The sequence below is a fragment of the Acidobacteriota bacterium genome, assembly GCA_016716435.1.
GTDB lineage: Bacteria > Acidobacteriota > Blastocatellia > Pyrinomonadales > Pyrinomonadaceae > OLB17.
Map to the genome: position 1 here is coordinate 880446 of JADJWI010000003.1, position 12665 is coordinate 893110.

The 12665-nt window shown below is 54.9% G+C and carries 11 protein-coding genes; 6 read left to right on the top strand and 5 right to left on the bottom strand.

All coding sequences use genetic code 11. The features are described from left to right. Nucleotides 1-25: 25 nt before the first annotated feature. Nucleotides 26-586: a hypothetical protein gene (locus IPM21_07480; GenBank protein MBK9163737.1), complete on the bottom strand. Its 561-nt coding sequence runs from the start codon at nucleotides 584-586 to the stop codon at nucleotides 26-28. Between the two features lie 352 nt (nucleotides 587-938). Between IPM21_07480 and IPM21_07485 the strand changes: the two genes are divergently transcribed. Further along, on the top strand, nucleotides 939-1304 hold the full coding sequence (locus tag IPM21_07485) for a PilZ domain-containing protein (protein MBK9163738.1): 366 nt from the start codon (nucleotides 939-941) through the stop codon (nucleotides 1302-1304). A 137-nt stretch (nucleotides 1305-1441) separates the two neighbouring features. Continuing rightward, entirely contained in the window at nucleotides 1442-2668 is a 1227-nt protein-coding gene (locus IPM21_07490; GenBank protein ID MBK9163739.1) for a saccharopine dehydrogenase NADP-binding domain-containing protein, read from the top strand. Nucleotides 2669-3698: 1030 nt separating this feature from the next. On the opposite strand, the gene IPM21_07495 is transcribed toward IPM21_07490, so the two are convergent. The 3 genes from IPM21_07495 to IPM21_07505 form a co-directional block, all read right to left on the bottom strand. Further along, on the bottom strand, nucleotides 3699-4142 hold the full coding sequence (locus IPM21_07495; GenBank protein MBK9163740.1) for a hypothetical protein: 444 nt from the start codon (nucleotides 4140-4142) through the stop codon (nucleotides 3699-3701). 959 nt (nucleotides 4143-5101) lie between these two features. Next, a complete protein-coding gene (locus IPM21_07500; protein ID MBK9163741.1) occupies nucleotides 5102-7255 on the bottom strand; it encodes a penicillin acylase family protein in 2154 nt (717 codons plus the stop codon). Nucleotides 7256-7408: 153 nt separating this feature from the next. Further along, nucleotides 7409-8074 carry an RNA polymerase sigma factor gene (locus IPM21_07505; protein MBK9163742.1) on the bottom strand — a complete coding sequence of 222 codons (666 nt, stop codon included), beginning with the start codon at nucleotides 8072-8074 and terminating at the stop codon, nucleotides 7409-7411. A gap of 197 nt (nucleotides 8075-8271) precedes the next feature. On the opposite strand from IPM21_07505, the gene IPM21_07510 reads away from it, so the two are divergent. Next, nucleotides 8272-9111 carry a hypothetical protein gene (locus tag IPM21_07510; protein MBK9163743.1) on the top strand — a complete coding sequence of 280 codons (840 nt, stop codon included), beginning with the start codon at nucleotides 8272-8274 and terminating at the stop codon, nucleotides 9109-9111. A gap of 3 nt (nucleotides 9112-9114) precedes the next feature. Here IPM21_07510 and IPM21_07515 read toward each other — a convergent pair whose 3' ends face one another. Further along, a complete protein-coding gene (locus IPM21_07515) occupies nucleotides 9115-10242 on the bottom strand; it encodes an aminotransferase class V-fold PLP-dependent enzyme (protein ID MBK9163744.1) in 1128 nt (375 codons plus the stop codon). A gap of 155 nt (nucleotides 10243-10397) precedes the next feature. On the opposite strand from IPM21_07515, the gene lepB reads away from it, so the two are divergent. The 3 genes from lepB to IPM21_07530 all read left to right on the top strand — a co-directional run bounded on the left by lepB (nucleotide 10398) and on the right by IPM21_07530 (nucleotide 12577). Beyond that, nucleotides 10398-11096, top strand: a complete 699-nt coding sequence (gene lepB, locus IPM21_07520; protein ID MBK9163745.1) for a signal peptidase I — start codon at nucleotides 10398-10400, stop codon at nucleotides 11094-11096. Between the two features lie 72 nt (nucleotides 11097-11168). Beyond that, nucleotides 11169-12272 (top strand): glutamine-hydrolyzing carbamoyl-phosphate synthase small subunit, encoded by a 1104-nt coding sequence (gene carA, locus IPM21_07525; protein MBK9163746.1) that lies wholly within the window; start codon nucleotides 11169-11171, stop codon nucleotides 12270-12272. Further along, nucleotides 12269-12577 (top strand): hypothetical protein, encoded by a 309-nt coding sequence (locus IPM21_07530; GenBank protein MBK9163747.1) that lies wholly within the window; start codon nucleotides 12269-12271, stop codon nucleotides 12575-12577. The genes carA and IPM21_07530 overlap by 4 nt, the downstream gene beginning before the upstream one ends. Nucleotides 12578-12665: the final 88 nt, after the last annotated feature.

The window sequence follows — 12665 nt, forward strand, 5'->3', positions numbered from 1 at the left end:
TTGGTCATGTTTTGTGCAGTGTGGGCTATTGAGCCAGGCTAAGGCTGATCGTCCGGCGGCCGAAGCGGCGTGCGTCCGCACAGCTTGCCATCCAGATGTCGATCTTGTTTCCTTTGATCGCTCCGCCGGTATCGGCAACCAGGTATTCGCCCGATTGGCCGCCGCCGTCGATATAGACCTTTGTTCCAAGCCTAAGCACACGCGGGTCAGCTGCGATGATGCCGCGGCGAACCATCGCACCGCTTGCCGTGCGGCCGCGGAGGCAATAAGCGGTCGCCACAAAGCGGCCTTTGCTCGCACCGCGGGCACGCGAAGCAGCCGTTTTCTTTACAAGCGGGTTGCCTTCTTGCTGGGGTTCTTCGGCCTTTGCGGGTTCTTCTTTCTTCTGTTCGGCAGGCTTTGCGGGTTCTTGTTTTGCTGCTGCCGGTGTCTCTGCGGGAACTGCTTCTGGAGTTGTGGTGAGCTCTGTTTCCTGTTCGTTAAAGTTAAAGTTTGCGTTTTCGTCGGTCGTCGTTTGTGCATAGACAAACGCGACCAACAGACTAAAGAGCGCCAAGAGCACGCCCGTTTTCATTATATTTTTCATAAATCCGACCATTAAAAATTCAAGTAGCTATAAAAAGTCAAAAATAGCGGATGTCACCGTGGGGAACAGCCACTATTCGTTAATAAACATGACCTAATTAAATGTGCCGAAACATTGGTTTCGGCATGCTCCTTGGCATTGGCTTTGGAACAACTTAAAACCCTATCATCTAAAAAAGGGCTTGTCTAGCTCAAAAAAGGGGTCAAAATCGCCGGGCGGCGTTAGCTACGCAGTAAATAATTGTGCAAAAAAGAACCGTTCTGTTAGAATATCGGGGCACTCGCGGAAGGCGATTTCTCCGAGTTCACCCTACTCAAACGTTTCTACAACACAAAAGTTGAGGCCCAACGAAATGCAGGACAGACGCCACGGCTCGCGATACGCCATATCTTTTCCTATCCAGATCCGCTGGAAGGACGAAGCCGGCAATGAGGTTACCGAGGACGGATTGACCGAGAATGTCGGCCCGGCCGGAACGCTCGTTTATCTGCCGCGAAAGCTCCCGACCGTCGGATCAAAGGTGAACCTGACCGTCACCGAAAACCTTGACGACCCCGTCACCGTAACGGCCGAGGTCATCCGGCTCGAACGCAACGCGGCCCACCCGCAGGCTGCGCTCAACCTTGTAGAAGGAATGCGGAGCTGGAAGAAAAAGGTATGGGAACTCGCAGGCGAAACCATCGCCGGCCAGGAGCCTGAAGATACTGACGATTGGTAGATAAGTGTGAGCGGTGAGCAATGAGCAGTAAGCAGTAAGAAAGCTAAAAGCTAACGGCTTATAGCTTATAGCTTGATCGAGAAAATGATCTTCACAACGCTGCTCACTGCTGACAGCTCACCGCTCACTTTTAAAGTATGAAAATTCTCGTTCTCGGAGCCGGCCGCATGGGACATGGTGCGGCCTTTGATCTTATTCACAACTCGCCGGGCGTTGAGGGCGTCACCGTCGCCGATGCCGACCTGAAAAAGGCCGAAGCGGTCGCTGAGGCGGTCGGCACCTCGCGGATCGACGCTCATCACGTCGACGCCGCAAACCACTCGGACATCGCCCGCCTGATGCAAGGCCACGACTCGGCCATCTCGTGCGTCAATTATTGGTACAACGAGTCGCTCTCGCGGGCGGCCATCGAGACCGGTACCAACTTTTGCGACCTCGGCGGCAATAACTACGTCGTCGATGCGCAGCTTGCGATGGATGAGCAGGCGAAAGCCGCCGGCATCAATATCATTCCCGACTGCGGACTTGCGCCCGGAATGGTCTCGATCCTTGCAATGCACGGTGCCGCCCGATTCGAGCGGCTCGACGAGATACACATCCGCGTTGGCGGTCTGCCGCAGCGGCCCGAACCGCCGCTCGATTACCAGCTCGTCTTTTCGGTCGAAGGCCTGATCAATGAATACATCGAGGTCGCCCGCGTTATCCGCGTCGGCGAGATAACCGAAGTGCCGTCGATGACCGAGCTCGAAGCGCTAGAGTTCGAAGGCTTTCCGCCGCTCGAGGCATTTCAGACCTCCGGCGGCACCTCGACGCTGCCCGATACATTTCTCGGGAAGATCAGGGAACTCGACTACAAGACCATCCGCTACGCCGGCCACTGCGAGAAATTCCGGACAATGATCGACCTCGGCCTCTGCTCAAGCGAGCCATTGTCAGAACCGCCTGCGTCAGCGGGCGGCCAGTTCGCCGCCATCGATGCGTCTCAAATCATTCCCCGCAAGGTCTTCGGCGAATTGCTCCAGAAACACCTGCCCGCCGATGGCCCCGACTACGTCCTCGTCCGCCTCGAATTCGTCGGCCTCACAAAGGCAGAAACCCGACCGGTAGGGAGGGTGTCGGATAGCGATGGAGCTGCGACGCGTCTCCGCTACGACATCGTAGACAAACAAGACCCTGAAACCGGCCTCTCAGCAATGATGCGAACCACCGCCTTCCCCGCATCCATCATCGCCCAAATGATGGCCCGCGGCGACGTACTCTCCCGCGGAGCAACCCCGCAAGAAAAAGCCATCGACCCGGACAAGTTCGTCGCGGAAATGCGTCAGCGGAACATAAAGATTAAGGAAATGGAAGTATCCGCATAATACGGAGCCTCTTTCACCGTCGCATTTAGATGCTTGGTCCAAGAACTGATTCCGGCCCGGAAGCAGGCTAATATCTACTTTTATGGAACGCTTGCGATTTTTATTCTGGACATCGTTCTCCAACCTTTGCAGTCAGGGTTAAAATGCCGTCGTCCACAAGCAATCGCTGTACTCCTACGAACGACAAATGCTCTTCGGTAATTTTAATCCCCCCGTCTCGGTCGAACCCCGCACAATTATTCATAGTCAAAATCTGCATTTGTCGATTGCCTCGCGTATTTGACTACCGAATTCGGTTCTTCCAAGAACATCAGAAGAATAGTGTTTCGGAATATCGACGGCCTCTCCGGACGTGAGCATGAAATAGACATAATCACTCCCATCGTGATCAATAATCTCCACGATTTGCGAGTAAAGGATACATCGGTCAGAGCGCCACCATCGTTTTAAGCAGAATTTATCTCGGTGAAACTCAATTCGATTAAACGTGACGGTGAGTAACGATCCCAGTTGAAAGATAGCGAATAGGATCACCAGTGGGCTAAAGAATGGTTCCATCAAAGCTTGTAGGATGGACTCTGCTGATCCATTGCTGTCGCGGAATGCTGGAAAAAGAAGGACAGACCAAATCACGCAGCTGAGGATGACGAACACCCATCGTGCAATTCTATTAATTCGGAAGGTGACAACTACCGAAGATTCGCGATTTGATTTGCTCATCGATTTTCTCGAGAAAGTTATTACCCAAACCATTATCGACGGTCAAAGGATTTGTTGCCGATTAAGACGCTCGTAACCGTACGGCCACTGATAACAAGCACATTCTGACAACTAAATTACCCCATCCTAAGACGCATGGCCGTTATCTGGATGGTTTTTCGCGGGGGCGGTAGTAAGGGCTCCAATGCAGTAGCCCGAGCGTCAGCAAGGGCTTAACATCCATCGCGGATTTCGGAATCTCTGTGTTTGAGGCCGCACGCAAGTAAGGGCGATTCACCCAACAAGACCTTTCGCTTCTGCCTCCCGGCTTCTAAATCCCACCTTCTGCCCTCAACCTGCCCAGTTCTTCCACAAACGGCGGCGGCAGATCAACATCGCCATTTTTCCAATCTCGAACGCCATCCTTGCTGATGTGCACAACGCCTATGCTTCCCGTTCCTAGGTCGATGAAAATGACGTATCGATTATTGGCACAGTTTTGAGCTTCGCAGCCGGTCATCATCAGGAAGTCGCCAAATTTTCTAATGGGCGTTTCCTTGTTCCAGTACTTCCTCATAGCTGCGTAATCTTTCCCCATAAACCGTCTGAGTTCCCCGTCGAACATCTTATTCTGCCAGAGCTTGCTCTCGGTCACCGTCTTTCCGACGATCTCCGTTGCCGACTTTCCGGATGGCGATAGCTCGCGTGCAAGAACCGAGTTCTGCGCCAACATGTAGGCATTCTCAGATTGTGAGTACGGCGTCCTGTTCTCCACATTTACATTTGTCTTCGAAGCCCGCCGAATTCGAACCCGAACTCCCCGCTGGACCACACGCGAGGCTAAACGACACGCCAACAAATAGCAGAACTAGTTTCTTCACAGCAATACCTCGCAAGATCAACACAAACAATAGGGATAATTGTAGCAATGGTGTCAAGGAAAGAAGCGAGAAGTCGGAAGGCAGAATTCAGAATCCAGAAGTCAGAAGTCAGAAATAGGCCGCTGAAGCCGGGATCCCGAACTCCGTAACTCTGCAACTCTGCAACTCGCACCTTCCATATCATCCATATCGTCCATATCTCACGGATCGCCATTCACATGTGGGCGGGGAATGAGCAAAATGGACAGCGGGAGGTTATGACCAATTGATAATGGACAGTGGTCAACGGACAGTGATTGGAAAAAAGAAGCAAGAGGTCAGAAGTCAGAAGTCAGAAGTCAGAATGCGATCATGGAAAAACCCAAGACCAAAGCTCAAAGCCCGATGTCCATTTTTAACCAATTAGCGATGATCCAATTAACAATTGACAATGCGAAACAATGCCAAAGACCGAAGACCCAAGCCCGGCCGCGCGTTCCAGGCGTTCCAGATGTCCCATACGTTCCAGATGTTCGCGATGTTCGAGGCGTTTCCGTTGTTCGCGATGTTCACGGTGTTCACGGCGTTTCCGCGAACGCGCAATGCCCAAAAAAAACAGAACACCAAGAAATGCGGAATTCAGAAATCGGAATGCGGAATGTCGTGTCGGAGGCCCGCGCGTCAGCAAGGGCTCATCTTCGAATTCGGAATTCGGAATCTGGAATCCGGAATTCTCGAAAGCCGGGACTCAAAACTTCAGGGCATTTCAGGCGTTTCACGTGTTTCAGGCATTTCGTTTCTTTCATTCGTTTCAATCGTTTCAGAAACGCGCGGTCTCCTTGTAGAAATGAAACGCTTCGACCAGCAGAGTTTGTCAACGCACGGCCTTTTCGCCGGGGCGGTACCGCTTTATCGCTTGCTTGTCGACGTCGGCCTCGGTAAAGGCGACGCGCTTTGCTTCGCCGGCAGCGAACATCGCAGCCTGGTCGACGTGATGCGGCGAATCGGGCCGGTTGCTTTGGCCATAGGCGAGCACAGAAAAGGCTCGCGGCACGTCGCCAAATTCGACCGCGAACGTCCAGCCATCGCCGCCGATCGCGGCCATCTTGCCGTCCGCGGCGCGTTCAAAGGTCATTATGCGAAAGCACCCGAGGTCGTTGCCGCAGCCGCCGACGGGCACATCAACCGAGCCGCGGCGGACGCGATGCACCTCGCCCCAGGCGACGTCAAAGCTGCCGTAACGCTTTTTCACCTCTTCAACCGTCCAGGCAAAAGACTCGGCCGCTCGCTTTGCATCCGCAAGCCCGCGGGGCGTGTTGAACGGGTCGTCGATGCTCCAGGGTTTGGCGTAACGCTCGGCATCCGGCAGCGTTTGCCCGCGGCCGTCGCGAAGCCCGGAATAGTGCCGCCACCATTCCTGAAAAAGCACCGAACCGCGGCTCTCGGGCGAAGTGGTGTTGTCCCATTTCTCGAGCACTCCGATCGCTGCGGCGACATCGCCCTCGGGCTTTGCCGCTTTCACCGCCGCGATGAGGTCGGGCTTCACGCGGTCGGCGAGCAACGCTCGATAGTTGTGCTTCAGCTTCCATATGTCTTCAAGGCTGAACTTCTCATCGCCGCCGACAAGCTGAAGCCCGAGCTGGCTGCGGAGCGAAAGCCGTGGCCGTTCAAAGTTTGGAAAGGCATTCTTGGTCACGACCGGTGTCCGGATGTTGGTGTAATGATGCGAGCTATTCTCGTTGCGGACATAACCGCCCGGCGGGTTGAGCACCTGCGGCAGGGATTCGAACGGCACGTATTCGGTCCAAACGTCTTTCATTCCTTTCGCCGGCAAGGCCGTCAGATCATCGACCGGCGGATGCGGCAGCAGTGGCAGTGCGGCGTTCCAGAGATAATAGATGTTGCCGTCGCGGTCGGCGTAGGTAAAGTTCGAGGTGGTGCGGGCACGCATCTTCATTGCGTCCTTCCACTCGGTGAGCGAACGAGCACGCATCATCTTAAGGAACTGCTCGCCGCCGCGGACCTCGGCCTCGCCCGCGTACTTGAAAACGAAGATCTTGCCGTCCTCGCGTTTGATCACCGGCCCGAGCGGCGTCGACCAAAACTCGCGGGTCTCGGTCGAGACGGCGTCACCATTGCGAAAGGGAACAGTCACCAATTCGCGTATAAGCGGCACCGAAGCACCGTCGAAAAGATAGTGATCGGGCTTGGCCGGGTCGGCGTCGAGCGTGTAGATCTGATCGAGGTCCTGCGAGTTGTTCGTCGTCGAAAAGCCAAGATGGCGATTAAAGCCGCCGATCACGCCGAACGCACCGCCGATGCGGAAATCGCCGTAAAAATCGATCACGCCCGGCACCGTCATATGAGCTTCGTAGTAGCCCGCCGACCAGCGGAGATGCGGGTTGCGGAGCAGGATCGCCTTGCCGGATTTCGTTCGGCTCGGGGCAAGCGCCCAGGCGTTCGAGCCGTCGTCCGGCCCTTCGCCTTCCTCTTCCATCGTCGTCGGGTCGTCGTCGCTGCGGGCGGAACGTTGGTTGAGAAAGTTGCGGATCTTCTGGGCCGAAGGCTGGGCGAGTTCGGTCGAGAGTACGTCGAAGCCGGTGAAGTCGCTCGGCATTCCGGCCGTAAACTCGCCGGGATGCAGCTCTATAAAGCGATTGATCCCCGCAGCAAAGCCTTCATAGACGTCGCGAACGTCCTTCGAAAGCGTAGCGTATTTCGGCTCGGCCTTTGCCCGCACGCGGCGGATGGCGAAGTCCGAGTCCATCCGCTCATAACCCGAAACCGACGCCCATCGCCCGCTCGCCGCCAGCAGCCGCATACCCGTTTGGTCGCCGTAATCCTCGGATTGCAGCCAGGCAAGCGCGTAGCCCGCCGCATAGAGATCCTTCGCCCGGATATGCGGCACGCCTTTTTCAGTACGGATAACCTCGACCCGCTGCCAGGGCTCGTCCTCCGCCGGAACCACCACCGGCGAGGAAAATGCGGTGAACAAAAGAGTGGCGAAAAGAAGGATCGTCGTCTTCATAATCGTGTTTGGATAAGAAGGAAAGAACGTGTAACGGGAATGGTAGAAATATACCATCTAACCAAACAGGCAGAAAACTCGGCCGCAAAAAACGAAAAAGGCCCGCCGCTTTCGGCGAGCCCTGCGTTCTCAGACAGGAGACGCATTTCGAATTTAGATATTTACACCAACCAGACGCGGGTTGGCCTTCTTCTGCAAAAGCTTGCGAAGCTTAAGCCGTGCCTTATGGAGCTGCGACTTCGATGTGCCGACCGAGCATCCGAGGATGCGTGCGACCTCTTCGTGCTCAAAGCCTTCGACGTCGTGGAGCAAAAAGACGTTCTTGTAACCAGCCGGAAGCTGCTCGATCGCGTGCTCAAGGGCGATCTTGTCAACGACCTGCATCCGTTCCGGATCGGTCGTGCCGGTGACCACTTGGTCCGGCGTTTCGCCTTCCTCGGTGACCTTTTCGTACTTCACGTTTCGCTTACGGAAGTGCATCAGGACCTGATTGACCGTCATCCGGTGCAGCCACGTTGTGAAGGCCGAGTCGCCGCGGAAGCTGCCGATCTTACGATAAAGCTGGATGAATACATCCTGCGTAAGGTCTTCGGCCTCATAGGCATTCTGGAGCATGCGGAGGCAGATCGAATAGACCCTGCGGTGATGCCGCTGATAGATCTCTTCAAAAGCCGCCATGTCGCCCGTTGCAGCAGATTGCGTGAGTTCGAAGTCGCTCGTGGTTGCGAGCGGAGAAACGTATTTTGCCTTCGCCGAATCGCTCTCCGCGGCCGCCGTGCCGCTCTGCCAAATAGGATAGTTCAAGGTTTCTGTAGTCATTTCCGTGTCTCCCCCGATATCCCAAGCTTCAAAAAGCGTGCCAAACCTCGAAAATCGCCGCGTACCGGCCTTTTCTTTCATATTTTTACTGTATTTTCGAGGCATACCTTTGATTTCGCTGAACATCATAGAGAGGATTCAATTCGTCCACTTGACGGCTTTCCGTTGCACTGCGCACGATATGGTATAGTTGTCTCTTGATCTATTTTGATACATTTCCCGTGGCCACACTTACTGACAAATACAAAACGCGAAACGGTTTATTCCGCACATCAAGAACGCTTGGGCTCAGCGGTATTTGCAGCCGAATGATCGCCGCGGCATTGTTCGTTATATTCGCGAGCAGCATTGTCGCCGCCCAGCCTAAAACGGGCGTCCGCGCGCAGGAAATTGACGAGGATTCCGGAGTGCCGGTGATCGTGACCCATCTGCCGAATTGGGAAGCAGTTCGGGAAAATGCGTCGTTCATAGCATCAAAGGAAGAGCTTGCACGGGTGATCGGCGATCGCCCGGTTAACACCGCGATCGAGTTCATCGGCGGGACCGAGGCCGCAAGTGCCGTTTATCCCGAAGGCCGGCTGCTTATTATTGAGTACCCCACGCCGCAGTTTGCCTCCTCGGCAGATGCTGAATTTCTCCGTATTTTGACCGAAACTCCGACCGAGCCGCCTACGGTTTACCGCCGCGTCGGGAACTACTCCGTCTTTGTTTTCGATACGCCAGATACCGTTGCCGCAGCTGCACTGATCGATCAGGTTACGTACGCGAAGGACGTGCAGTGGCTTGGCGAGAGCCCGTTCCTGTTGCAGAACCTCGAACGCTATTTCATCACGACCTCGCGCGACATCATCTACTCGACGATCATGTGGATGGTTTTGGGTTTTGGACTTGCTATCTTGCTGGGAGCAACCGTTGGATTTTCCTACTTCAAATACCGCGAAGGGCAACGGGAGAAGATGGTCGCATTTTCAGATGCGGGCGGGCTGACGCGGCTAAACCTTGACGACCTTTCGGAACCGCTCAGGCTAGAACCGTAGGCATTACTCGGGCAGTGAGTCGATGAGCCGATCGATATCTTCCTTGTTGTTGTAAAAATGTGGAGCGATCCGAAGCCTATCACCCCGCGGCGAGACGATGACGCCCGCAGCCCGCAGCCGCTCTGCGATCTCATTGCAATGCATCCCGCCGAGATGCTCGATGCAGACGATCGCCGTTGCTTCCGAGGGCTCTCGTGAACTAATGATCCGGTAATTCTTGCCTGCGAGCCGTTCGCAAAGATAGCCAGAAAGCTCGGTAAGGTAACTACGAATGTTGGCAAGCCCGACGCTGTTGAGAAGAGTCAAGCTTTGCTCCAAGCCATAAAAAAGCGACGAAGGCCCGGTACCGCTCTCCCAGGCAAGGGCGTTTGGCTTGAAGGGCTGTTCGCGGTCCTCAAAGTCCCAGGGCGTCTCTACGCTTATCCAGCCGACGAAAGCCGGATCGACCCGCTCACGTGCTCGTTCGGAGACGAAGAGAATGCCGCAGCCCTCGGGAGCACAAAGCCATTTATGGCTTGCACCCGCTGCGATATCAACCTTCGCCGCTTCGAGCTCAAAACCCATCTGCCCGAGACCCTGAATAACATCGACTGCGAAAAGGGCGTCGGCTGCCCGGGCCGCACTGCCGATCCTTTCAAGGTCCGCGAGATAACCGGAAGCGAACTGCACGGCACTAACCGCGACGACCCGCGTGTTCGAATCGATCATGTCGATGAGATCGTCGACCTCGTATCGTCCGTCGCGTTCGGGACAGATACGCAGTTCAACTCCATATCGGTCGCGAACGCGCCGCCAAGGGTAAAAATTTGCGGGGAACTCATTGCCAAAGGTCACGATGTTGTCGCCCGGCTTCCATTCCAGCCCCACCGCGACCGCCGCGAAGCCGTCGGAAGTGTTACGCATAAATGCGATCTGCTCAGCCCGGACGCTCAGCATCCCGGCCAGAAGTTCGCGGCAGCGGCCTTTCGTCTTGACCCATTCGGGATAGTGCTCCGAGCCGTGTGTCGCGACATCGTTAAGCTGCCAATTGACAGCCTCGATGGCAGTACGCGGCATCGGCGAAACCGCAGCAGAATTAAGGTAGGCGTAGTGTTCGGTGGCAGCGAAAAGCGATCGTATCTCAGGCGTCATTTGGAAGATTCTATATCAGCAGGACGTGCTTTGCTGAATTAAAGCCTCTGAACCACTGAAAAAAAGAATGCGTTGACAAAATCCGCACTGAGGCACAGAATCAAATAAGAGTAATGCGGCCAACATTTTGACCGCATTTGTGTATCAAACGAAAAGTGTTCAAACGCCGCAAAAAACCAACAATACCCTTTGGCCCGCTCCACCCGGCGGATGATCTCGACATTGCCGTACATCATTACCGCAGACAGTCGCGAACGTTTCTTTGGGCAGAGGGCGCTCGGCTCGCGCGCGATGTTTTCCTTATCCTCGTCGTATTCGTTTTGCTCGGAGTTTTTGCGGTTCAGCCGGTCGTGGTCGAGGGCGAATCGATGCTACCGCACCTGCACAACGGCGAGCGTCTGCTGGTCAACAAGCTCGTTTACTACAACATACAAGGCGTTAGTTGGGGCCATCTTGAGCGCGGTGACATCGTTGTCTTCTGGTTTCCGCGGGAGCCGGATAAGAGCTACGTAAAGAGGATCATCGGCCTGCCGGGCGAAACGGTCGAGGTCAGGAACGGTCGCGTTAACATAAACGGCGTGGAACTGCAGGAAGATTATCTCGACATAGAGCATAACCAGAGCCTGCCGACCTGGCCGGCAAAAAAGGTCGAACCACACCATTATTTTGTGATGGGCGACAACCGCGATAATTCGTCCGATTCGCGCTATTGGGGCCTCGTCCCGGAAAAATACATCTACGGCAAGGCTTTTTTCCGTTACTGGCAGCCGGATAAGATCGGCTTTGTCGAACACGGCGACTACAAGGAATCGGAACTCGACAGCCTCTCCGATACAAGAGCGATCCAGCAGTGATCCGCTAGCGAAATAAATTCTCACACACACCAATTTAACTGGCGCTACGCATTGCGATAAACTGCTTTTCAGATGAATAACGCAAGTTCGGCAATGATCGTTCTCGAAGATGGGCGCTCCTTTCGCGGAAAAGCTTTTGGGGCCGAGGGCGAGGCCTTCGGCGAGATGGTCTTCAACACGTCAATGACGGGCTATCAGGAGATCCTGACCGACCCGAGCTACGCCGGACAGATCGTCTGCATGACGTATCCACTCATCGGCAACTACGGCGTCAACGAGATGGACGTTGAATCCCGCCGGCCCTGGGCTGAGGGATTTGTCGTCAAAGAAGCATCGCGGATCGCCTCTAACTGGCGATCGACCGAGACCCTGCAGTCATATCTTTCACGCAACAACATTGTCGGGATCGAGGGGATCGATACACGGGCACTTGTCCGCCACATTCGCGATAAGGGGGCGATGCGTGCCGTTATCTCGACGACCGATCTGGACGAGGCGAGCCTTCTAGAAAAGGTTCGCACTTCACCTGATATGAAGGGCCGCGAGCTTGCGACGGAAGTGACCACGGAGGCGAGATTCGAATATCCGGCAGCAGCCGATGCCAAATATCACATTGTAGCCTTCGACTTTGGCGTAAAGACCAACAGCCTTCGCGAATTCGCAAAGTTTGGCTGCAGGGTAACGGTCGTCCCCGCAGACACTTCGGCCGAAGACGTGCTTGCCCTCGCGCCCGACGGCATCTTTCTCTCGAACGGCCCCGGCGACCCGGCTTCGATGAGTAAGGTTATCGACGAGATCAGGAAACTCGCAGCATCGCAGAAGCCAATGTTCGGCATCTGCCTCGGCCATCAGTTGATCGGGCAGGCATTCGGCGGGACGACATTCAAGATGAAATTCGGCCACCGCGGCGGTAACCAGCCGATCATGAACCGCGAATCGGGCAAGGTCGAGATTACCTCTCACAACCACGGATTTGCCGTCGATCCCGATTCGCTTCCGGCGGATGTCGAAGTAACGCATATCAACCTGAACGACAACACCGTCGCCGGACTCCGCCACAAAACCCTTCCGGTCTTCTCGGTCCAATATCACCCCGAATCCGCTCCGGGCCCGCACGATAGCGAGTATCTCTTTGGGCAGTTTGTGGAGATGTTAGAAAATAGGGACGATAAATGAAGGTCTTAGGTGTTCATCCGGTCGAGGCACCCGAACCATGTTATTTGATCGAGGTTGAAATCGACGAAGATAACGAAATCGACTGGGAGTCGATAACCCAACCATCGGAGGACGTGCCTCCGCTAGAATGGCAAGTTCCTTGGGATGAGCAGCGCGTGAATAGTGAACAAAATCGATGGGCGTTCTTCTTTCATTTCCTAGATGTCGGAAAACCACTTCTGGTAATGGATAGACCGATCACTTTCCCCGTTCCGACGCCGCTTCCTGAGCACCTTAGAAAAATTAAGTACTTCCCTCCATGCTAGCAAAGATACCGACGAAAAGTTTGTCCGCGCATTTCTTTTCCAGGAAGATGAACGCGGAACTTACCGGGGTTCCCACCTCCAGTTCTTT

Coding starts and splice junctions, on each gene's coding strand:
- IPM21_07480 (MBK9163737.1), bottom strand. CDS start 586: ATGAAAAATATAATGAAAACGGGCGTGCTCTTGGCGCTCTTTAGTCTG.
- IPM21_07485 (MBK9163738.1), top strand. CDS start 939: ATGCAGGACAGACGCCACGGCTCGCGATACGCCATATCTTTTCCTATC.
- IPM21_07490 (MBK9163739.1), top strand. CDS start 1,442: ATGAAAATTCTCGTTCTCGGAGCCGGCCGCATGGGACATGGTGCGGCC.
- IPM21_07500 (MBK9163741.1), bottom strand. CDS start 7,255: ATGAAGACGACGATCCTTCTTTTCGCCACTCTTTTGTTCACCGCATTT.
- IPM21_07505 (MBK9163742.1), bottom strand. CDS start 8,074: ATGACTACAGAAACCTTGAACTATCCTATTTGGCAGAGCGGCACGGCG.
- IPM21_07515 (MBK9163744.1), bottom strand. CDS start 10,242: ATGACGCCTGAGATACGATCGCTTTTCGCTGCCACCGAACACTACGCC.
- carA (MBK9163746.1), top strand. CDS start 11,169: ATGAATAACGCAAGTTCGGCAATGATCGTTCTCGAAGATGGGCGCTCC.
- IPM21_07530 (MBK9163747.1), top strand. CDS start 12,269: ATGAAGGTCTTAGGTGTTCATCCGGTCGAGGCACCCGAACCATGTTAT.